This window comes from Bacillus sp. SD075 (assembly GCF_017355165.1).
In the GTDB taxonomy this organism is placed as follows: Bacteria; Bacillota; Bacilli; order Bacillales; family DSM-1321; genus Peribacillus.
The window spans coordinates 24105-46134 of the sequence record NZ_JADILK010000017.1; the positions used below are offsets into that span (position 1 = coordinate 24105).

Below are 22030 nucleotides of genomic sequence, written 5' to 3' on the forward strand. Positions count from 1 at the left end.
AGACATTATAGATCCTTCATCCTCTTTAATGTATAAACAAAATATTCCCAGTTGTTTATGGTCGAAGGGATGCTAACGTGTTCTTCAGGTGTATGTACGGAAAACATATCCGGTCCGATTGAAACAGTATCCAACCCTGGTATCTTATCGATGAATACCCCACACTCGATCCCTGCATGCACAGCGATGATTTCAATATCCTCTTGATATTTTTCTTTGTATGTCTCTTCAAATAATTTCTTGAGTTTCGATTCAGGATTATAGGGCCATTCCGGATAATCCGCGTCAACCACGAGTTTGCATCCAAGCATGTCGGCAATCGCCTTTGCCTGAGTGACCATATTATATTTGATACTTTTGACCGAACTCCTGATTTCACTTTCGAATATCATTTCCATTTCATTTGTTGTAACAACCCCAAGATTCGTTGAGCTTTCCACTAATCCTTCTATCCCCATGCTCATTCCTTGAACGCCATGCGGAATTATCAGTAAGGAGGTAATGGCTTTAGTCACCGTCTCTTTGGAAAAAACGTTTGAAGAAATCGTTTCGATCTTTTCAAGCCTTATCGACACCTCAGGGTCAGAAGATCGCAATTCATTTTTAAAAGTTTCCTCCCATTGCTGAAGTCTCTCCGTTATCTTCTGAACATCTTCTGCATCAAACAGTACAGTTGCCTCAGCTTCTCGAGGAATTGCATTCCCTTTCAGGCCCCCGTTCATTTGCTGTATGAAGCAAGGGAAGTCAGTCGTTAATTCATGTAATACTCTGCCCAAAAGTTTATTGGAGTTCCCTCTTTCCTTATGTATGGACATACCGGAGTGTCCGCCCGTCAACCCTTTAATCCTGATGTTATAAGATACAGCATCAACAATAGAAGCCGATTCCCATCCGATTGGCAGGATTTGCCGTACGCGTATCCCTCCTGCAGAGCTGACCAGCAGCTTTCCATCTTCCTCCGAGTCGATGTTGATCAGCATTTTCCCCTTAAAGTGAGCCGGATCCACAGCAAGTGCCCCGTTCATCGTCGTTTCTTCTTCAGTCGTTATGACTATTTCAAGAGAGGGATGCGGAATGTCATTTGCATCCAATAATGCCAAAGCATAAGCAACAGCAATCCCATTATCCGCCCCCAACGTTGTATCCGTCGCATACAACATGTCTCCCACAATCCTTAATTGAAGCGGATCTTTCTCAAAATCATGAAGCGTACCCTTGTTCTTTTCGCAAACCATATCCATATGCCCCTGGATAATGACGGGAGGTGCACTCTCATATCCAATTGTGGCAGGCTTTTTGATAATCACATTCAGCGCCTCATCCTGGATCACCTTCAGGTCCCTATCCTTAGCGAAGCGAACCAGATAGTCACTGATCGCTTTTTCATTAGCCGATCCTCTCGGGATTTTGGAAATCGCTGCAAAATAATGAAACACCGGATGGCTCGCTAATTCTTCTAACGTGCTATACATGGAAATACACCCTTTCATTTAACATATTTGTACTGCCTCTCATCCTTTTACTCTTCCAAAACGGAACACTACAACTTTCTTGAACAAAGGATACAGAATGTACCCCAGGTAAACACCCATCATATTCAGGATCAGGTCATCGACATCCAAACTTCCGCGCCGAAAAACAAACTGACAGATTTCGATGCCCGAAATCGAAAGTAATGGATAAAGAAATTTCCTTAGAGCGGCGTAATCTTTCCCGTCCCTGGATAACAAATACAAACCGAATGGAATGAACAGCCCCACATTGGCGCTAAGGTTATAAAATGACACAAGTCCGTTCATTTCGTTCGATGAATAGGAAAGAATCGTGGAAAAAGGAATCAAATTATACGAATATACCTGCCCTTCCGGCCGGAAGAACAGCAAAACCAATAATGATAAACTATAGCCAAACAATACTGCCTGCCATAAAAGGTAAGGGATTCTCACCGTTTCACCTCGAAAATAAAAAACCGCAAACGAAACGAAAAGAAGTATACAAAACCAGACAACCATGATTACCAAAGGGTTCAAATATAATAGAAGCTGAAGAAAAAAAGGCAAACCGCACAAAAACATTGCTTGCGACAGCAAGAGGGAAAGCATGACCGATTTTATAGACATATAATCCCTCTTCTATTAATTCCCAAAACTTCACATACCCTTATATCCTAGAACACCTTTAACAACCCGTCAACAAACTGCCTGAACCTATTTAGAAAACCGCCAAGGAGAAGCTTTTTCAAAGCTAATGGCATTGCTTGGAATGATTCGTTCGGCATGTCTTGGTCCTCGCCCGAGTTAAATCCCCCAATCTCATTCCACTTCAACCATGATTTGCGTCAGGTAATTTTCATACCCCTTTACTGCGACTTCATCCAAGATGTATTCTTCGCATGCAAATGATTTGAGATTCAAGTTTTCACTCTCCATGAATTGTAATATTCTTTCGTACGTTTCGGAGATATTTTTATAACTGCCTTTATGATAGGCAACAACATATAGTCCCTTAGGTTTTATATAGAAGGTGTGGGCTGGGAGCTTTTCCATGACTTTCGTGTACAAAAATGAATAGTCATCATGATTCCCGTCGATGATGTTCTCTTTACTAATCATGGCCCCGATAGGGAAACCTGTATAAAATTCATTTTCATGACAGACATCAATGAAGTCAGATGTAGATTTTATGAATTCGGCATCAGAAGAATTCAGGATGGATTCACTTAGGAAGAGCTGTTCTTCCTCCTGAAGTTTCATGGTGATTTGAGAGTCATCCATACAAATTGCTTTTTCAGTGAGGGATATTTTCGTTTCAATGATCTTCTGCACTCTGTGAAGGCTCTTTATCTTTTTTTCTAATTCTATGGTCTTTTCTTTGAAAAGTTCAATTAGTTCCATAGGTGACCTGTTAGTAAGAAACCATTTGATCTCTTTCAAAGGCATATTGAATTCTTTTAAAAGCGTGATGACCGAAAAAACTTCAAATTGTTGATAAGAGTAATACCGATAGCCCTTTTCGTTTTTTAAATCGGGAGTAAGAAGCCCAATCTCATCATAATGAATAAGCGTTTGTTTATTTACATTGCATAATTTGGCAAATTCGCCAGTAGTAAAATATTTGCCTACACTTCCATCGGGCATTATAATCTCTCCTCTTGACTATATGGTAACCATATACCTTAGGGTATTAATATATCATGATAACAAAGCGGATAACCAGTTGCGAAATGGGGAAGGAAAATAAATGATGAAGACCACTATAAATGAAGTCTCGAACGAAAATGTGAAGGATATTTTGAAATTGCGAATTAACGAAATGCAAAAGGCTTACATCGAAACGACTGAACAATGTTTAAAAGACGCTAAGGAATGTAAATATTACAGGCCAGTTGGGCTCTATTCGGATAATATCTTGGTCGGCTTTGCGATGTATGGATTTTTCCCTGGGGAAGGCGAAAATGGCAGGGTTTGGTTAGACCGCTTTTTCATTGACGCTGTACATCAGGGTTTCGGCCTTGGAAGTATCTTGTTGGAGGCTTTAATAAAAAGAATAATAGAAGAATATGATTGTCCTGAAATCTATTTAAGCATAGTTGAAGATAATCAGGCTGCGCTCCATTTGTATAAGAAATTCGGCTTTGCATTCAATGGCGAATCAGATTATAACGATGAAAAGGTCATGGTCAAAAGAGTATAAGCATCTATTATTTATTGTTAATACCTAGATCCTTTTCAACTCAAAAGTATGTCCAGTAAAACAAAAAAGCCGGTTCCTCACACTCCAGGAATCCGGCTTCTTTTTTTAGTTGTTCGTTTTATCATTTCCCGCCAGAAGGCTTCCTCTTCAAGCGTATGAAGGGGAGATCCCAAAGGTAAGGGGGATATGAATGGCGGTTGGCATAAGCCAAAGTAACCTTCTAGCCAATTGTGTTCTAGCTGTGGGTACCAATATAAAGACGTTATACATCTGAATCTTGGTGAATGGGATTGTCTTCTTGTACTACTCACCACGATCGGGATATTAACGCAGGACTCAATCTAATGAATGAAGACATAAGGCTGCTAACCGTAGGAACGGCTGGGATAGCCTTATTAAAAATTGGCCGATAGGCTGATGTTCTTATGAATGCCCCACTTCAATCAGACTGTAAGGTCATAAGGGGTGGGTAGTTCAAAGTGCACGGTATTTTTTTAAACTAATAATATTGATGGTGATAAAAACGGCGGCAAAGGTCAGGAGAATGAGTAAATCAAGTAAAACCTCATTGAACGTGAAACCTTTGTACATAATGCCGTTCATGGCATCCGATGCGTAATAGAGCGGCATGACCTTGCCGATTTTTTGCAGCCAGTCTGCCATGCCATCCAATGGGAAAATCCCTGTAAAGAAGACTTGCGGCACGATGACCAGCGGAATGAATTGTACCATTTGGAATTCAGATGTTGCGAAACTCGATAGTAATGTACCAAGCGATAATGCAACGAGCGAGACGAGTATATTCGTCAATAAAACGAGCCATATGGAGCCAATAAGGACGATATCCAATACATTGACAGCATATAGTACGACAATTATGGTTTGAACGAGAGCAAATGAGCCATATCCAACCACATAGCCCGCTACGATTTCGTACCTTTTAATTGGTGTAGCAAGCAGCCGTTCCAACGTACCACTTGTACGCTCCTTCAAAAGCGCGATCCCCGCTATTAAGAAGACAAAGAAGAACACGAAAAAGCTGACGAGCATCGGACTGAAAGTATCAAAACCCTTTGTGTTGGCATCTCCGTAAACATATTGCTCCTCAATGGAAGGAGTGTTTTTTTCATTCCCTTGCAAGCCATGCAACATTTGCATTTGAACAGCCTTTGCCCGGGGAGGTTCGTCGTTCAATAGTGTCAGTTTCATTTTGCCATTTTCAACCTGCAGCCAGCCATCCGTATCATTTTCAATCATTTTTTCCTGTGAAAACTCCTCAGTGGCGGTTACTTGAAAATCCGCTTGTTTCAATGCTTTAACCATCACTTCATCACTGCCTGTAACAACGATTTTCAAATCACTTGCTTCTGTATCGAAAATAAAATACATGAGCGTTAAAATGAGCAATGGAGCTAGGAAAAATAAAGCGAGCGTCCTTCGATCCCGGCGCATCTGCCGTGTAATTCGAGTAACAAGGGAGGCAATTCTCATTTTAGGCCGCCTCCAATCCTTAAAAAGACATCATCAAGCGTTTCCGCGGCAAATTGTTCTTTTAAATCTGCAGGGGTTCCTGCCGCGATGATTTCACCTTCACGCAGCATCGCCAGTTTATCGCACCGTTCCGCTTCATCCATCACATGCGTCGTGATGATGATCGTCTTCTGATCTTCATTCCTTAAACGCTCAAGTTCCTGCCAAATCGATTGTTTCAGCAAAGGGTCTATTCCCACTGTCGGCTCATCCAAAATGAGAATCTCCGGATTTTGAATGAGTGCAACCGCCAGTGACAGTCGGCGCTTCATTCCACCTGAATAATGCGCAACCCGAACGTTCAAATCATTCGTCAACTGTACGATTTCAGCTGCATATTGAATCCGTTCCCTTCGTTCCTTTTTCGAAAAACGGTATAGCTTCGCAAAAAATTCGAGGTTTTCAGTACCCGTCAGTTCTGTATATAAAGCATCGGACTGTGCCATATAGCCTACATCCATTAACAGTGCTTCATTTGGCACTTCAAGATCCAGAACCGTGACTTTACCAGCATCGGGCTTAATCAATCCGACAATCATTTTAATCAAGGTCGTCTTTCCGCATCCAGATGGACCTAACAAACCAAAAATCCCGCTTTTTTCAATATTCAGGCTCAACGGCTGAATGACCTTCTTTTGATGGAAATCCTTAGCAATTCCTTCAATGGAAATCGCCTTTTTCATTGTACACACATCCTCCCTCTTTAATTAACACAGTGTTGAGTGTATCATCATTCTAAGGTAGCATTAGTTCTAATACAATCAACACATTTGGAAAAGTGTTTAGTGAAGGAGACATTCCATGGCATCAATTCATGAGGATATGGTACAAAGGACGAAAATGCAGATACAACATCATTTTATTGTACTCGTTGAAACAGAGGGTTTCTCACATGTATCAGTGAAGAAAATTGCAGCGCGCGCTAACATTAATCGGGGCACATTCTATTTGCATTACGCAGATAAATATGAATTGATGGATCACGTACAGCAGGAATTGTTAAAGGAGCTCCAGACTCGCATTACTGCCATTTTGCCAAAAGAGGCTTTTTTGGCTCTTCATCAACAACAACTATACCCGCCCTTCGTCGCGATTTTTCAATTCATCAGTGAACATGCTCACCCATTAAGGGCCATTCTTGGTGATCAGGGCGATCCTTCCTTTGCCAAAAAAATAAAGCGCGTATTCGGCGAAGTCCTGTTGGAGCGTTTGATCAGCCTGCATCCAGCGGCTAAAAATGAAGCGTTCCGCATGTATATGCACGCCTTCCTGACATCGGCGATTTTAGGGGTGATACAGGAGTGGCTAGAGAATTGTGAAGAGCAAACGGTGGAAGAAATGGCGAAAATCCATTTTCAAATCTTGAACTTCATCAGCCAATTGCGGACTTTCATTCAATGAACAATCCGATATAAAGGCATGTTCCATCAACATGCCTTTATATCGGATTACACCTTTTCCCCCCCGCTTTCACCTCTACATTTACCATTACTAAATTTAAACTCAATCGTTTAAAAGTGTAAATAACGCGAAAAAACTCATTCAAAATAAATGAGTTTAAAAGCAAAACAAGATATGGATTTTTCGTTCAGCGTTCCTGGATAGAACACAGATTACATAATTGAATACCGCTAATGAACATTGGATTCGGTTGATTTACCTAAGGGAAAACCATTTTAAAAACGGATTCTTTTTCTTATCCGTTATCCTTAATTCATTCATGATGATTTGATCCTCATGATCGGCTATCCATTTCCTTAGTGCATCTTTATCCTGGCATTGTGTTAAATATGTTTGGCCACCCTTGCCTGTGGCATTAATAACATATCTATTGAACGTCTTCTCCATAATTGCCCGCCTTTTTTAATAAAATGTATTGAATTTTTAAATACGAATGCAATGCTTTTTTCTTTATGATTCACAAAAGAAACATAATATATATATTCCAAATTTGATTGGCGATGACTGAAAGTATGGAATAAAGTGAATCGATGCTGGTTATCCTAATCGGATTAATCGAACCTATCATAATGTGCTAACTAATATTTGTCAATACGTTTTTAAAATGTAAATAAAACGTAAATTTTCAGTCTTGTTAAAGAAATATTTTTATACCAATTAGGGGATTACAACAGCTAAATGATGGGAATTATAATACGTTTATCCATTTAATGCATTTCGGCCTAAGCTCGTGGGAATTGAGTACGGAGGACCTATCAATTGGGGTTAATTCCGCCATGCGGAAGGGATGAAATCAGCTCTTTCTTACTTCGTCGGCTAAAGCGAAGAAGGGTATAAGACCGCCTATTTTAGGAGCTTTTTTGCACGCTTTTTCTGGCAAAATGCTATTCGGTGTTTTCGCAGGACTTTTTATTATGCATTAAAAAGGTTCGAAAAGACGATTGATGATTAAAATATCATACAGCTTTACACAGGGTCGTGAATCAGCTCCTTTCCCATGCTGAACTTATAGGGCTCCCTGAGGATTTGCGTGCAATATATAATATCAGTGCCATTGCCACCGTGAGTAATGGAGAAATTATCATAGCACCCTCACCGGATCAGTATATCCATGAAAAAGATTTGCTTTTAGTGGTTGGCAATAAAGAAGATCTAGCCGTCTTTGCCAATATTGAATAACCCAGCCGGTTCCGGCTCTTGCTTTATCGAAACTCGTACCCGTTTTATATAAAGCATCACATATACATGGAGAGACCGCCATATGGAGGTCTTCTCGATGAAATTTATGACGAGCATCCCCATGCCTTGGATATGTATGCATTATTTTATCGTACTGATAGCTTGGGCAAGGGTGGACTTTATCGTCACTTTATCAAAAGGCAGTTGAAGCTTAACGGCAGTCATGGTTATTTCCGGCCGAAGTCCTGAAAGGGTTGTTCGAATACCAATCAAATGTAAGGATTCAATCATTTGTGACAGCTTGTGGGCGGATGCACCATCTATTGAATGAACGCCCGACAGGTCTATGAAAAGCCTTGTGACATTTTTTTCAGCGCATTTTTGTAATGTGTTTTCAAGTAAGGACATGCCCCTCGTCGTGTCAATATCCCCTATCAGGGGAAGCAACGCCGTGTTATCCTTAAGGGAAATGATAGGTGTGCTCAATTCATCGATCGTTGCCTGTTGGGCTTTCATGATTTTATTGGCATATCTATGATTCGCTTCCGTAAACCTTTCCATTACTTCACTGAACACCTTCACCACTATCCGATACCAGGAATTTATTTCGTCCTGTGTATATTTATCTCCATGCAATCCCACAAACCGGTCAATATAATCCAGATATTGTTCTTGCGTTCGAAAAAACTCCCTCAATATAAAAAAGATGGGTGTATTTAAATGCTCCTCATCCTGACCGATATCTTCAATCCACTCACCAAGATGCTTAAAGAATTCCCTCTCCTCTGTAACGAAGACCTGAAAGAAACGTAAATGGAATTCATTATTTTGTTGCTTAAGTTTTTTAATCACTTTAGAATCGGGTGAGCTATAAACACCCGCCTTATCATTTTTATTCAATGTTGCGTACCAATCCTCAGTCAATTGTCCTGCCACACCCAATAAAAAAGAATATAGTTCTTTATTTCTGTGCATAAACTCCTCCTGTTTATTTTTATAAATCATTCCAATTGGTATCAACATTGATAAATCTAACACTGAAATCAGCTTTTTATAGAAAAATTATCAAAAAAGTAAGCATAGAAGATAATCTCTTCCATACTTAAAAATCTTATGATGACCTGATACCCAATTGCCCTACTTTCCATATACCTTCCCAGCTGTTTTTGAAACCAAACAACCCCTGTATTTTCAAAAAAAAGATCAAGAACCTTCATCTATTATCCTGGAAAATCAGCGTTCACCCAAAAAGCATTTCATTATAGTTTTCTATTTTTCCATTTTGTTAACGAACTCCCCTTTTCTTTATAACAAAAAGGGACCTGTTATCTTATGAGAATCAATTTTTCATAAATAAGGACGTCCATAAACCTTGCACCCCAAAGGTCTTATCCGTTTGTTCCATCTTCCTCATTTTACGTATTTCCACTACTTCAAATTCCTTGAAGATCATTCTGAGTTTTCCTTCAGTAAAGCCTAATCCGCCTTTAAGGCTTCTTTGCCTATATACCTCCCAATCGGAAATGTCAGCACCACCCAATATGCCGCCTTCTTCAAAACAAGTAATCGAATAAAGCCCCTTAGGCCTTAACGCCTTTTTCACCATCTCCAAATAATTGATCCTGCGATGTGGAGCAATATGGTGAAAACAACCTGAATCATACACGAAGTCATATTGCCCTTCCACAATATCCAAATCAAATATATTGCTTTGAATGAAATTCACGTGCACATGTTTATCTACCGCTCGTTCTTTCCCCCATTCAAGGGCTTCCTTCGAAAGATCCACCGCATCAACGGAACAGCCTTTTTGAGCGAGATAAATGGCATTTCTTCCAGGTCCGCACCCAAGCTCAAGAACCTTTCCTGTCCCAATTAACCCACTATCAAAATATGTAACCAAATTCTCATCAGGGAAATTCCCGAAAAAGGGGACCTCTTTCTCACGGTCTTCATAGAAACCATTCCAGAATCCAGTTGGCTCACGCAATAACGAGTCCAGCATATTCAATAGATCTTCATAGGTTGTAATCGTCTCCGGCAAAACCTTCACCTCTTCCCATTGTATCCCACTTGTTAATTATACTGATTTCGGCTACAACAAAAACCAGCTCTATGATGTATCCTGATGTCTTTGAATCCGATCCCAAGCCACTTCTGAAACATGCTTCCTCCATCTTCCTGTTACATCCGTTTACTAATGATTATCTTTCTATGCATTCCATTCAGCATGATCGGTCGATCTTCTTTAATTTTCATACCCTGATCATGTCTACTGAACAAATCTTCAAACCGCAAGCCGATATCCATTCCTAAAAACTACTGATGGGTCGCAGAAGCTTTTTCGGTAGTGCAAGCACTTCATCTTTAGAAATAAACTTATCGAATAGTATTATTTTCCCATCCCCTTTTAAAACCCTGATCATTTCCTGAAGACATACATTGGCATCAGGTACGACGGAAAGGGAAAGGACCAAACTTCCCAGTATATAGTCAAACGATTCATTCTCGAATTCCATATGCTGTGTATCCATCTCGAGGAAATTGATCGATGTATGATCAAATTTCTCCATCGCTTTTTCTAGCATATCGGCTGACAGGTCTATCGGCGTTATCTCAAGGTCAAGACTCTTGATCAGCTCCAAATCGGCCCCCGTTTCTACGCCCACAAACAGAACCTTTGCATCATCGTGAAAATGCAACTCTTCAACTAATCTTTTCCTGGCATCTAAAAAGCGATGGGAATTGAAGATTTTGTCATAAATCGGCGACCACACCTTATTAATCACTTTATTCCACGAATTATTCAACATCCCCTCCCCCTTACATATTTCTTCTACAAAGCATAATCAATCCCTTCCAAGCGGATATTATATCTGGCAAATTAGTAAAATTAAAAATAGTATGCGACGCAGTGATCCACGAAAACGGACATGTCAAGAACGACCCTCCAAATATAAAGCCCCTAACTTCGAGAAATATTATTAACCAAATTACCTTGACTGTCATAGTAATATACTATAGGATATACCAAAGGAGGTGAGGATTTGGTTCAACGGCAACTATCCTCTGACTTGCTTCGCGGACATGTAGATACGATGATTCTAAAGCTTCTGCAAAGTGGCGATAAATATGGTTATGAAATCAGTAAACTGATATATACGAATTCCAACGAGCAATATGAAATTAAGGAAGCGACGATGTATTCCAGCTTAAAACGGCTGGAAAAGGATGGATGCATCATCTCTTATTGGGGTGATGCCACACAAGGCGGGAGAAGGAAATATTACAAAATCACCTCGATTGGGGAAGACACATATACCCAAAATAAAAATGACTGGGAGCAGGCCAAACGAATACTTGAGCGCCTCCTATAAGAAAGGAAGATAAAATGTGATTGAAAAACTGCATACACATGTTCATAGCATTTTTGCCCCGTACAAAAGTGCAAAAACAACAAAGGAATTGGAAGAAGAACTGCTGCAAAACTTACTGGAAAAATACAATGACCATAGAAGGAATGGCGCCAGTGAGCAGGAAGCGTATAAGCTGACTGTGGATTCGATTGGGGAAGTATCAGAGCTCATGGAATCACTCAACCTTCAATATAATGTGCTTGAGCAGGCTATAAACATGGACTATTCCAGGCAACGTTTATTGGATTCCGACTTCCGCTCGGTTTCGGTGCATGATGGGAAGTTTAATTACTGCGATTTAAGCCGTTCCGACTTCAGCCATTCCGACCTGACGAACAGCACATTTAAAAGCAGTAACTTAGATAATTGTACCTTTGAAAACGCCAATTTAACCAGTACCCTATTTAAAAGTGCCAATTTAAAAGGCGTAACTTTCAAGAACAGCATTTATAATAAAACCCATTTTAAAAGCTGTAATTTATCTGGTCTCATATTTGATGGGGAAACATTCAACCAAACCATTTTCGAAGGTTCCTCATTGAAAAAGGCATCATTTCGTGATGCCACACTCATCAATGTTCAATTCAGGATGTCCGATTTAAAGAAAATCGACTTTACTGGAGCTTCGATGGATAAACTCACTTACAACTTTTTACATGGAGCTAAGGTTGATCTTAGCGGCGTGACCATCATCTAAGGAGGAATTTCCAATGACTTTACCGATCGCGATTGTCGTATCCACCTCAATCATTTGCGTGACCGTGTTTCTGACTGCGGTCGTACTAAAAGGAATGAGCATGGGAGAATGATTCATCAAGAACCCTGTGCTAAGACATAAAACGTCTTAGCACAGGGTTTTTCCATGTTCACTATATCTTTTCAGATATGCTAATCATTCATCCGCCCCTCCTCCCCTGCATGAACCTTTAGACTTCCACTTTAAATTCATACAAGAGGTAACTCACTTTCCAGATCTTCTTTATCAAGGCCCAGGGGAACTGGCTCCCCCCTTATCTCCGGTTATACGCTTCAGACTGCTATGCGGCCTGCTTCATCCTAATGTTGTATATCTCTTGATCAGCCGAAATGAAACCGCACTGGATTGAAGAAATCTGCGACACTCCTACCGAATAACTGGATTGCCGAGACCCCACAGGCGCTTGCTTTGATGAGACTTGGCAGAAAGTCGGCGAAAAGGAGTCGATTTCTGAAACCTGCAACTTTCTTCAAACAAAAAAACTGCAGGCAAACTCGTTTTCTTCGAGTTTGTCTACAGTCCGAAACGACTATCGAGTCCCTATAGGGCCTTTAATTCACTTGTGATTTATGCCATTTCCACGCACTTTCAATGATCTCCTCCAAATTTATCGACGCTTTCCACCCAAGCTCTTCATATATCTTATTAGCCGAAGCAACCAGACGGGCTGGATCTCCAGGGCGACGATCTGCATACTCTATGGTCGGTTTCACTTCTGTGACTTTTTCGCAAGTATCGATTACATCCTTAACCGAAAATCCTTTTCCGTTCCCAAGATTGTAGATGGCCGTATCCTTCTTCCCGGATAATAGGGCTTGAAGCGCGATTATATGAGCTTGAGCTAAATCCGTTACATGGATATAATCACGAATGCAAGTGCCATCTTCTGTGTCGTAGTCCGTACCAAACACGGAAATCTTTTCACGTTGACCTAATAAATGCTGCAAAATGATTGGAATCAGGTGTGTTTCCGGATCATGGCTTTCACCGATTTCTGCTGATGCATGCGCTCCAGCCGCATTAAAGTAACGCAAGACGATATAATGAAGTCCATATGCCTCTGCAAAGTCCCCTAAGATCTGCTCTACCATCAATTTCGAACGACCATATGGATTTATCGGATTGGTTGGCTGATTTTCATCAATCATATCAGCATTCGGTATCCCGTAAGTAGCTGCCGTTGATGAGAAAATGAAATTCTTAACATCATGCTTGAGCATGGTATTCAATAATGTAAGAGTTGCACCTACATTATTATCATAGTATTTATAGGGATCTTGAACAGACTCACCAACCAAGCTATTAGCGGCAAAGTGCATAACAGCTTTAATGGGATATTTAAGAAATATTTCATTCAATACCGCTTCGTCCCCTAGATTTCCTTCCACCAAGATAGCCTTCGAATCGACCAGCGAACGAAAACCTGTTGAAAGATTATCCAGAATGACTACCTCTTCCGTATTCACTAACTCTTTTACAAGATGACTTCCAATATATCCCGCACCGCCAACGACCAAAATCATATAGAATTTCCCCTTTTACTTTAAGCTTGAATGAATCATTAACAAATTTAGCAACCTATATATGTCATGAGTATGAGGTCTAATTATAAGAACCTCTCTCTTTTATAGACATTTATTGAAAGTTTCCATGGCCAATCCATTATATTGGGTATAATCAAACTTCGCTAGTTTAGGATAATCATTACTAACCATAGTAGATAAGCCCTTTTCCAGTCCATCTAGGTTATTTTCAACAAGTAAACCATATTTACCGTTTTCCAAAACGGTACGGTTAGCCACTATGTCAGTAGCCATGATTTTCATTCCTAAGGTCATTGCCTCCAATAATACCATAGGCTGCCCTTCATAATGTGAGGAAAGAACGAAGCAGTCACATTTTTCCATGAACGAAAATGGATTTTCAAGCTGACCCAAAAGATGAATGGAATGATTTAAGTCCAGCTCATCAATGATTGCCTGCAAATCTTCCTTTAAAGGTCCTTGTCCTAAAATATACAGTTTACTTTTTTTGTGTTTCCCATGAAAGCCTGCGAATGCACGAATCAAATTATCTTGACCTTTTTCAGGAGATAACCTTCCCATATTGACAAAGTTAAAATCATTTTCATCCGGATATGGAACGAATTGATTATTCACTTCCAATCCACGCACCTCTTGTACGATTAACGCCTGTTTATCGATCCAACCTATAGATATCCCATCCAATAATATATGGGCATAAGTACCAAGTTGAGTAACCGCTTCTTTATCGAATTCCACGATCCGGCCGTTAAAGGTGGGCCCATTTTCCAAGACCATGGCATCTTGCAGCCCATAAGCCTTATCCCAAATATTATAATCGCCTAATTTAATTTCGGCAGTGCCGCGCACTTCCCGTTCTTTTAACAGTATTGGCTCTTCTATGATTTCGAATGCTCCCGTATTTAACCAGCCAATTTTCTTATTATCGCTTTCGAAAAGGTAATAGCCGCCTTTTTTGGTTCTGTTATACATTATGATTCTGACAACTTGCCCTTCAAAATCGATTGCCTTGCCCACTCTCTTAGCCTTGTAGTTCGGATAAGCTTTCGTCCAGATTGTATGGTCTTCCGGGGTAGTTATTTTTCCGTACTTCTGATTACCGGTGTTTATTTCCTTCAGCGTTCTATTTTCAATCTTATCAATGAATTCTTTATTGTTTCTATAGTTTCTGGATAGTATATACTTTCTTTTCATCATGATTTGCAGCTTTTCATTAAATCCCATGTTTTCATTGATTGTATAATGTTCAAGCATGGATAAAGCTGAATTATCTATCCAGCCTATTATCTTTTCTTTTACAGATATTCTGCTATAAATCGAATGCTGGGTTTTTGCTTCCCTATCGACTTTTACAATGATCCCTTTAAAATCTTGACTGCCGGAAACTTTGTACGTTCCATCAACCTTATACGGCAGGGACCAAATAAAGTTTCCTCTTGGTCTTACTAACCTCGCCAATTTATCCAATTCTTTTTCATAAATAATGCTGTCTGGCAACAGCTCCACTGCTTCTTCACTAATCCAGCCAATTACTTGATTGTCATGACTGAATTTGTAAAAAGTCTTTTGATCAGCATAGGCTTTTCTTGAAATCACGATATCAGCGTCTTCAAATCGTTCTTCCAGTGGAAATTGATTGGCATTCGCAATTCCCGGAAGGGTATTCCAAACTTGATTATCCTTAACATGCCTTACTATCGCCCTTGCTTTGAAGTTTTCTGTGAACAATGCCATTTCATCATTTTCAATAACTTCAGATTCATTTGACTCGATTTGAAGGATTTTATCCGGGTTGATAGAATTCATTACATAATCAAATTTATCATAGTCTGCATACTCCAATAGATTCTTACGGTTTAATTCCATCGTGCCCTCAGAAACACTCACCAGTTTATCAAATCGATTGTATACGGAAAACAGTCCCCTTAGATTGATACGGTGAGGTCTCTTTCCATTAATGATTCGCTCACTATCAGAAAGCAAATCATTGTGCATATAACAAACTTTCTTTTTTGCATCAGCCGCCAGCAGATATTTAGCCCAATAATGGCTGTAACCGCTGAAATCGATAACAAAATCAAATTTTGTTTTACCGAATAAACGTGCATGCTCTCTAATATAGGCATTTTCCGGGTAAAGCCTCTTCCCTAAGAAACCTCTTTCCCCTCTGTTATGGATGAATTTGTCTTTGTAGATTTCCAAAAATTTATACACAGGCAAGCCAGGTTTGAATAGAAAGCGCACATTCTTATTAACCTTACCCATGTTTTTCAAAACCTCGTGCGAGTGGGGAGTGGCCGTAAAACAGCTGACATCATATTTCTCATAATCAATATTATTCATTAAGTTTAGGAAAGAGGATGTTATCCCGTTATCCCTCAATCCGCCCGGATAAATTAGTATTTTTTCCTTTGCGGAATCCAGACCAGTAATTGTGTTTAGTTGTTTCGTAGACTTTTTGAAAATATGATTAACTATTCTTTCTGTTACCCTTCCATCCTCATGGTTAGTGAATTTCCCCTGCATTTTTTTATATTTATCTGAATATCCCAATTTCACCTTTTTAATATCTTTAATGGCTAGAGCCAATTCCTTTGAGTTAAAAAGCATGGGTCCCGGAAGTTCGTCGTTTTGGAGATATTGTCCCCTTTGCTCTGCATAAACGTCCGTATCCCATGTGTAAAATAGGATGGGCCTATCGGTAACAAGGTAATCAAAGAAGATGCTGGAATAATCCGTGATGAGCAAATCGACTGCAGCAAGCAGTTCATTTGTATCCACATGGTCAGGTATTAGTCGATCCAGGATTTCCGAATGCTTGGCAGCCTCTTTATATAGAAATGGATGCACCTTAATAAGTAGGTTATATTGTTCACCAATTTGACTTTGTAAATCATTCATATCCGCAATGATTTGAAGGAGATCATTATCCACTTTGGCCAGATTCGTCCCCTTCCAAGTCGGCGCATATAAAATATTTTCCTTGGCATCACTGATTTTCAAACCTAGAGTCCTTAGATATTCCTTATACTCCCTGGGATTCGTATTCAGCGTCAAATCGATCCTCGGATATCCTTCTTCTATAATTTCACCTTTATACAATCCATTTAACTTGTAGCTATGTGTAAATATGTTGGTGGTATGGGCATTAGGGCTCAAAATGTGATCTGCACTCAAAAAGTTCCTGACAACGTTTTGAGAATGAGATGGGTTACCTGGTATATCAAAGCCCATATTCTTTAGTGGCGTTCCATGCCAGGTATTGATGTAAATTTGATCGCTTTTAGGGATGAAGAACGACTGGAATGTGGAGTTATTGATTAAATACTCACTTGTTGCCAACCATTTTAAGTATTCCTTTGAATTACGTTGAACAAATTGAACATTCGGCATATCCTTAAACTTCGTTATTACACCTGAGAGGACACTGAAATCCTGGATGGACCAAATGTGCATAAAGTCTTGATAGTCTTGATTTTCCAGCATATATTTAAACATAGCGTATGGGCTGTCAGTCATACTGTTTCCATCACGACTCTCATATAGAATTGTGTGTTTTTGTACGCTTAATTTCTCATAATATTTTGCATATCTATTTACACGCTGATGGTTTTCCTTTATTAAGAAATTAGTGATAGGCTGTTTGAGGAAATCGACTTTTCTTTTTATTACCTTCTTATTCACTAAATAGGCATCCCCTTTTATGGATTCATACTCACCATTCAAAATTATGTTTGTCTTCCATTAACAAAAAATAACAACTATGAATGGTCAATAGTTGGAGATTTTTATTTTCACTCACTCTATTAAGTTAGAAAATTCGATAAATTCATATGATTATGCTTGGCAGTAATAGTTTATTTGCCCACTGTCTTGTGCAGTTCGAGGATATTTTCCATTACTTTTATGATGTCGTCTCTTAAATCTGGACGTTGCAGGGCAAATTCAATGGTCGTTTTCACAAAGCCCTCGACAACACCGACATCATAGCGTTTTCCTTCAAAATCATAGGCGAAGACTTTTTGGATTTCATTCAGTTTTTGGATGGCATCCGTTAATTGGATTTCACCGCCAGCCCCTGTTTCCTGCTTGGCTAGGAAATCGAATATTTCCGGAGTAAGTATGTACCGTCCCATGATGGCTAAATTGGATGGCGCCGTTCCTTGTTTTGGTTTTTCAACGAAACGGTTCACTTCGTATCTTCTGCCTTCTTGCGCAAGCGGGTCAATGATGCCGTATCTATGTGTTTCGTTCTCATTTACCGGCTGCACACCAATGATGGACGAACCTGTCGCATCATATTCGTTGATTAATTGGAGTAGGGAGGGCACATCGCTTTCTACAATATCATCGCCTAAAAGGACGGCAAAAGGCTCATCACCAATAAAGTTACGTGCACACCAAACAGCATGTCCGAGGCCTCTCGGTTCCTTTTGCCTGATATAGTGGATATTAGCTAAATTGGATGGGAATTGCACCTTCTCCAATAAATCGAATTTCCCTTTATCCCTCAAGTTATTCTCTAGTTCGTATGCATTATCAAAATGATCTTCTATCGCTCGTTTATTCTTTCCTGTAACAATGATTATATCTTCAATTCCCGCTCTCACGGCTTCTTCTATAATATATTGAATAGTTGGTTTATCCACTATTGGCAGCATTTCTTTAGGCATTGCCTTCGTTGCAGGCAAAAATCTAGTTCCTAAACCCGCTGCAGGTATAATGGCCTTTTTAACTTTTTTCATTCCTTGTAACCCCTTCACATTAGGATAAAACTACAAATTTTACTTATTCACCCTTTTCATAGTAACATAGACTCGTTTTTTGTAAATATATTATCGGAAAAAATAACCATCATTTGTATACATATCCAAAATTTAAAACTTACGCCCAATACAATATCCCGCTTTCTTCTTGAAAAAATAAGGCCTTTCCCCGATATTTCAGGAAAGGCCTTATTTTTCTTAATTATACGTCCGATAGGTCCAAAGGCTCATTCTTTTAGAACCATTGATCCTCTCGTTAATATTTCCCATCAAAGATTTCATGACCTGGTTCAATTTCAGCTCAGTTTCTCATCGTTTCACCTTGGATCCCGATATAGAATTTGTTTTCAGGTTCTGTATCAGATGGCCGCAAGCATACCCACCCATGTACCATCTTCAAGGAAGTACTTACATTTGATTTAGGTAAATCAATGTCTTCCTCCTTATTGGTGCCTGCCGTCAGCTTCACACCGCTTTGATAATCCTTTTCCCGCAATGTGTTTTGGAGGAGCCTCACGTAACTGATTCAATATCCCTTGAAACTGCCCGGCGCCTTCAATCACGTCACCACAAAGGGCGACGTCCACTAAAACCTTACAAATTATTCAGACTCAGCAACAACGGTAAAGCGTTGGTTACTGTGCTGCGGATTTTCAATTTCATCAAGTACTGCAAGTGCAAAATCAGCATAGCTTACATAGCTTTCACCCTTTGAGTTTACAAGAAGGTGGTCTTTACCCAGTTTATACACGCCTGTTCTATTTCCTTGCGGATCAAAGAAGGCGGAAGGACTGATGAACGTCCATTGGATGCCAGTTGCATTTTGTAGATCTCCAAGGTTCTTGGATTGATTAAAGGCTATTGCATAGTATTCTTTAGGGAACTCAGGCGTATCCAGGACACGAATCGTTTTTGCCTCGTCTACGAAAAGGCTTCCAGCTCCGCCAACAACAATCAATTTAGTTTGAGGAGCCCCTTTCATTGCCTCAATTAAGATTCTTCCTGCCTCGGCATGCAGTTGTTCCTTCCCTGGAGCAGCGCCAAATGCATTCACTACCACATCAAATTCTTTAATATCTCCTGATTTCAGATCGAATACGTCTTTTTCCAGTACGGATACTTGAATTTGGACTTTGGCTACATCCCTGACAATGGCCGTAACTTCATGTCCCCTAGTCAATGCTTCCTTTAAAATCAGACTTCCAGCTTTTCCACTCGCACCAATAATACCGATTTTCACTTTAAATTCCTCCTATATATTGTTTTTGAAACTTTGATTGTAACCGAATAACTTACATGTAACAATATAAGTTACAGGTGTTCTTTTGTCAACTTTTATTATTTAGAGGAGTTTCGTCGATATATTGCAGATTTCCGGAGATATATCCTGTTTTTCGTCGTTATATGTAAAAAAGCACCATTCCTTTTGGAATGGTGCGCTTCATTACATGCTGTTTTTTCTTTTCATTAGCAGTCCCATGCAGATAGTGATGAGAGTAAAAGCGATGAAGGCCAAAAACGGGATCGTGATGAATCCTAGCCAATTTATATACTCACCAGAACAGGGAACACCGCTTTGACACATTTCGAAATGCTGCAGGGCTGGAATTTTTTGCAGACTATAGTGATACCCTGACACCAACATGCCCAAAATTGATAAGGGGAGGATGTATCGATAAATTTTCAGGTCTTGCTCATAAAAGGCCCGGCCCAATAAAATAACGAGCGGGTACATCAAGATCCTTTGATACCAACAAAAGGTACAGGGAACATAATGGAGAATCTCACTAAAATAGAGACTTCCAGCAGTGGCCATGATGGACAGGATCCAAGAAAATAATAGTGACTTGTTCATCACTATTTCTCCTTCGCTGCATCATCAACCATTTTCACTAAATCATCAATTGTATTTCCTTCAAACTTCTTGCCATTGACAAATAAGGAAGGAGTTCCAGAAACGCCCAATTCGTCGGCCAACTCCATATCCTTGTTCCATGCGTCCTCGGACTTATCGGCTTTAAAAGAGGAAACGACCTTTTTCACATCTTTGTCATTTGCGATTTCTTTCAAGGTTTCTTCTAAGAATTTGTCAGTAAAGACATCTTCCTTTTCATATTTCAGGTCATCTGGCTGCTTATCGTACAACAGCTCATGAAATTCCCAAAAGGTTTCATTTCCTAATTCCTGATAAACGCTTTCCGCAAATTTAGCGGATCTGGTTGAATCGACGTTAATGAACGAATAATTCATGAAATAAAATTGCGCTTTTCCTGTATCAATCAATTCACTTTGTATAGAAGGAAAGAACTGTTCCTCGAATGTCTTGCAGACTGGACATTTATAATCACCAAATTCCACTATTTGGACAGGAGCCGATTTTTCTCCCAAATAAGGCTGTGATTCATAATCGATTTCATTAACGGCTGTATCTTCGCCTTTCCCATTTGCCAAAAATATAAAACCAATAATGATTACAGCGATTAACCCTATGATCCAAAACGTGAATGCAGAAGATTGTTTTTGTTTACCCTTTTTATTATTTGCCATCATATACCTCCATCACTTGTAGTTGTGTCGATATTCCTTCTACAGCCATAGCGGCCGATCAGTTCCCCCTTCCTGCACGTTTCCACCTGTAACTGTTTCATTTACACGTTATAATATAAGTTTCATCATGATGGTTTGTCAATTACACATACCTTTTATTTTTGCTCTTGCAACACGAAGTGACTTGACAAGGAAACGTTTAATGGATAAATATTATTCTTGCAGGCCATTATAACTTGTAACCACTTGAATTACATGTTAAATATTTTATACTATATAAGAATAGAGATTTTAAAGGAGAGAAAAAAGAGATGTCCATCAGTACCCGCTTTTCCGTAGGAATCCATATATTATCTCTTTTAGAAATAAACAAAGAAGGCGTTAACACTTCTGATTTTATAGCCAAAAGTGTAAACACCAACCCAGCCTTAATCAGAAAAATCACCGGCATGCTGAAGAGTGCAGGTTTAGTGAACGTTCGGCCAGGAATCGCCGGAGCGACATTGGCCAAGGACTTATCGGATATTACTTTGCTCGATGTTTATCAGGCTGTTAACGTTGTCTCCGATAAAGAATTATTTGGAATCCATGAAAATCCTAATCCAGCATGCACTGTTGGAAGAAATATACAGGATGCGATCGAACCCATCTTTTCAGTTGCGGAACTTGCCTTGGAGAAGGCATTGGGAGTGGTAACGATCGAGGATGTCGTTAGGGGCATTCTGGAAAAGGATAAAACTAAATAGCAAAGAGGCTGGGACATAACTAAATAAACCATCCTCAAAGACGAATCATTCTACGTTATTCTACCTATTAAATATCATGCTGTTTCCGTATATTTTGTTTTATTCATCCATTCAAGCTGGAAGAACAAGTCCGTTCCATTGCGCTACAGACACTCGCTTTCCGCGGGGAGGAAGCGGAGCCTCCTCGGCAAGCCTGCGGGGTCTCAGCCTTTCCTCCATTTCCCTTAGTAGTCGATTGTCTTCCGCTCCATTACACTAGATTTTTAAAAATAGGATGCAAAAAGCAACAAAATCTATGGAAAAGAACAAATAAGACCCGATCTATCAGCCGGAAATTCCGCTTATAGTTCGGGTTTATCGTTGACTAAATTTCTTATGTCCCAGCCTCTTT

At 39.7% G+C, this 22030-nt stretch carries 22 protein-coding genes and 1 pseudogene; 7 read left to right on the forward strand and 16 right to left on the reverse strand.

What is annotated here, in order from left to right; translation table 11 throughout:
- Positions 1-5: 5 nt before the first annotated feature.
- From IOC57_RS13500 to IOC57_RS13510, 3 genes are all read right to left on the reverse strand, one after another.
- A complete protein-coding gene (locus tag IOC57_RS13500; RefSeq protein ID WP_207439219.1) occupies positions 6-1472 on the reverse strand; it encodes an aminoacyl-histidine dipeptidase in 1467 nt (488 codons plus the stop codon).
- Between the two features lie 39 nt (positions 1473-1511).
- The gene (locus IOC57_RS13505; RefSeq protein ID WP_207439220.1) at positions 1512-2120 is read right to left on the reverse strand and encodes a VanZ family protein; all 609 of its coding nucleotides are present in this window, start codon (positions 2118-2120) and stop codon (positions 1512-1514) included.
- Positions 2121-2312: 192 nt separating this feature from the next.
- Positions 2313-3137: a MerR family transcriptional regulator gene (locus IOC57_RS13510; RefSeq protein ID WP_207439221.1), complete on the reverse strand. Its 825-nt coding sequence runs from the start codon at positions 3135-3137 to the stop codon at positions 2313-2315.
- Between the two features lie 106 nt (positions 3138-3243).
- Between IOC57_RS13510 and IOC57_RS13515 the strand changes: the two genes are divergently transcribed.
- Both IOC57_RS13515 and IOC57_RS13520 read left to right on the forward strand, forming a co-directional pair.
- Positions 3244-3693 (forward strand): GNAT family N-acetyltransferase, encoded by a 450-nt coding sequence (locus IOC57_RS13515; protein ID WP_207439275.1) that lies wholly within the window; start codon positions 3244-3246, stop codon positions 3691-3693.
- 219 nt (positions 3694-3912) lie between these two features.
- Positions 3913-4106: pseudogene (locus IOC57_RS13520) on the forward strand (zinc ribbon domain-containing protein); the annotation flags it as partial.
- Between the two features lie 61 nt (positions 4107-4167).
- Here the strand turns inward: IOC57_RS13520 and IOC57_RS13525 are convergent.
- Together IOC57_RS13525 and IOC57_RS13530 are read right to left on the reverse strand one after the other, a co-directional pair.
- Positions 4168-5184 carry an ABC transporter permease gene (locus IOC57_RS13525; protein WP_207439222.1) on the reverse strand — a complete coding sequence of 339 codons (1017 nt, stop codon included), beginning with the start codon at positions 5182-5184 and terminating at the stop codon, positions 4168-4170.
- A complete protein-coding gene (locus IOC57_RS13530) occupies positions 5181-5906 on the reverse strand; it encodes an ABC transporter ATP-binding protein (RefSeq protein WP_207439223.1) in 726 nt (241 codons plus the stop codon). The genes IOC57_RS13525 and IOC57_RS13530 overlap by 4 nt, the downstream gene beginning before the upstream one ends.
- Before the next feature lie 118 nt (positions 5907-6024).
- Here IOC57_RS13530 and IOC57_RS13535 point away from each other — a divergent pair, with 118 nt between their 5' ends.
- Positions 6025-6624, forward strand: coding sequence for a TetR/AcrR family transcriptional regulator (locus IOC57_RS13535; protein WP_207439224.1), 600 nt, complete (start codon positions 6025-6027; stop codon positions 6622-6624).
- Between the two features lie 255 nt (positions 6625-6879).
- On the opposite strand, the gene IOC57_RS13540 is transcribed toward IOC57_RS13535, so the two are convergent.
- Positions 6880-7071, reverse strand: coding sequence for a hypothetical protein (locus IOC57_RS13540; RefSeq protein ID WP_207439225.1), 192 nt, complete (start codon positions 7069-7071; stop codon positions 6880-6882).
- Between the two features lie 639 nt (positions 7072-7710).
- Between IOC57_RS13540 and IOC57_RS13545 the strand changes: the two genes are divergently transcribed.
- Positions 7711-7863 carry a TrkA C-terminal domain-containing protein gene (locus tag IOC57_RS13545; protein WP_207439226.1) on the forward strand — a complete coding sequence of 51 codons (153 nt, stop codon included), beginning with the start codon at positions 7711-7713 and terminating at the stop codon, positions 7861-7863.
- A gap of 141 nt (positions 7864-8004) precedes the next feature.
- Here IOC57_RS13545 and IOC57_RS13550 read toward each other — a convergent pair whose 3' ends face one another.
- From IOC57_RS13550 to IOC57_RS13560, 3 genes are all read right to left on the reverse strand, one after another.
- Positions 8005-8838: an STAS domain-containing protein gene (locus IOC57_RS13550; protein ID WP_207439227.1), complete on the reverse strand. Its 834-nt coding sequence runs from the start codon at positions 8836-8838 to the stop codon at positions 8005-8007.
- A 364-nt stretch (positions 8839-9202) separates the two neighbouring features.
- Complete coding sequence (locus IOC57_RS13555; RefSeq protein ID WP_207439228.1) at positions 9203-9907, reverse strand: class I SAM-dependent methyltransferase; 705 nt, start codon at positions 9905-9907, stop codon at positions 9203-9205.
- Positions 9908-10175: 268 nt separating this feature from the next.
- Complete coding sequence (locus IOC57_RS13560; protein ID WP_309487707.1) at positions 10176-10673, reverse strand: class I SAM-dependent methyltransferase; 498 nt, start codon at positions 10671-10673, stop codon at positions 10176-10178.
- A 288-nt stretch (positions 10674-10961) separates the two neighbouring features.
- Between IOC57_RS13560 and IOC57_RS13565 the strand changes: the two genes are divergently transcribed.
- Both IOC57_RS13565 and IOC57_RS13570 read left to right on the forward strand, forming a co-directional pair.
- A complete protein-coding gene (locus IOC57_RS13565; protein ID WP_396020817.1) occupies positions 10962-11240 on the forward strand; it encodes a PadR family transcriptional regulator in 279 nt (92 codons plus the stop codon).
- Between the two features lie 16 nt (positions 11241-11256).
- Positions 11257-11976, forward strand: a complete 720-nt coding sequence (locus tag IOC57_RS13570) for a pentapeptide repeat-containing protein (RefSeq protein ID WP_207439230.1) — start codon at positions 11257-11259, stop codon at positions 11974-11976.
- 611 nt (positions 11977-12587) lie between these two features.
- Here IOC57_RS13570 and galE read toward each other — a convergent pair.
- The 7 genes from galE to IOC57_RS13605 form a co-directional block, all read right to left on the reverse strand.
- Positions 12588-13559 carry a UDP-glucose 4-epimerase GalE gene (gene galE / locus IOC57_RS13575; protein WP_207439231.1) on the reverse strand — a complete coding sequence of 324 codons (972 nt, stop codon included), beginning with the start codon at positions 13557-13559 and terminating at the stop codon, positions 12588-12590.
- A 102-nt stretch (positions 13560-13661) separates the two neighbouring features.
- Positions 13662-17264, reverse strand: a complete 3603-nt coding sequence (locus IOC57_RS13580; RefSeq protein WP_207439232.1) for a CDP-glycerol glycerophosphotransferase family protein — start codon at positions 17262-17264, stop codon at positions 13662-13664.
- 173 nt (positions 17265-17437) lie between these two features.
- Positions 17438-18325, reverse strand: a complete 888-nt coding sequence (gene galU / locus IOC57_RS13585; RefSeq protein ID WP_207439233.1) for a UTP--glucose-1-phosphate uridylyltransferase GalU — start codon at positions 18323-18325, stop codon at positions 17438-17440.
- 322 nt (positions 18326-18647) lie between these two features.
- Positions 18648-18863, reverse strand: coding sequence for a hypothetical protein (locus tag IOC57_RS13590; protein WP_207439234.1), 216 nt, complete (start codon positions 18861-18863; stop codon positions 18648-18650).
- An 84-nt stretch (positions 18864-18947) separates the two neighbouring features.
- The gene (locus IOC57_RS13595; protein WP_207439235.1) at positions 18948-19586 is read right to left on the reverse strand and encodes an NAD(P)-dependent oxidoreductase; all 639 of its coding nucleotides are present in this window, start codon (positions 19584-19586) and stop codon (positions 18948-18950) included.
- A gap of 204 nt (positions 19587-19790) precedes the next feature.
- Positions 19791-20201, reverse strand: a complete 411-nt coding sequence (locus IOC57_RS13600) for a disulfide oxidoreductase (RefSeq protein ID WP_207439236.1) — start codon at positions 20199-20201, stop codon at positions 19791-19793.
- Between the two features lie 2 nt (positions 20202-20203).
- Positions 20204-20893, reverse strand: a complete 690-nt coding sequence (locus IOC57_RS13605) for a DsbA family protein (protein WP_207439237.1) — start codon at positions 20891-20893, stop codon at positions 20204-20206.
- A gap of 311 nt (positions 20894-21204) precedes the next feature.
- On the opposite strand from IOC57_RS13605, the gene IOC57_RS13610 reads away from it, so the two are divergent.
- Positions 21205-21639, forward strand: coding sequence for an Rrf2 family transcriptional regulator (locus IOC57_RS13610; RefSeq protein ID WP_207439238.1), 435 nt, complete (start codon positions 21205-21207; stop codon positions 21637-21639).
- The last annotated feature ends 391 nt before the right edge of the window (positions 21640-22030 follow it).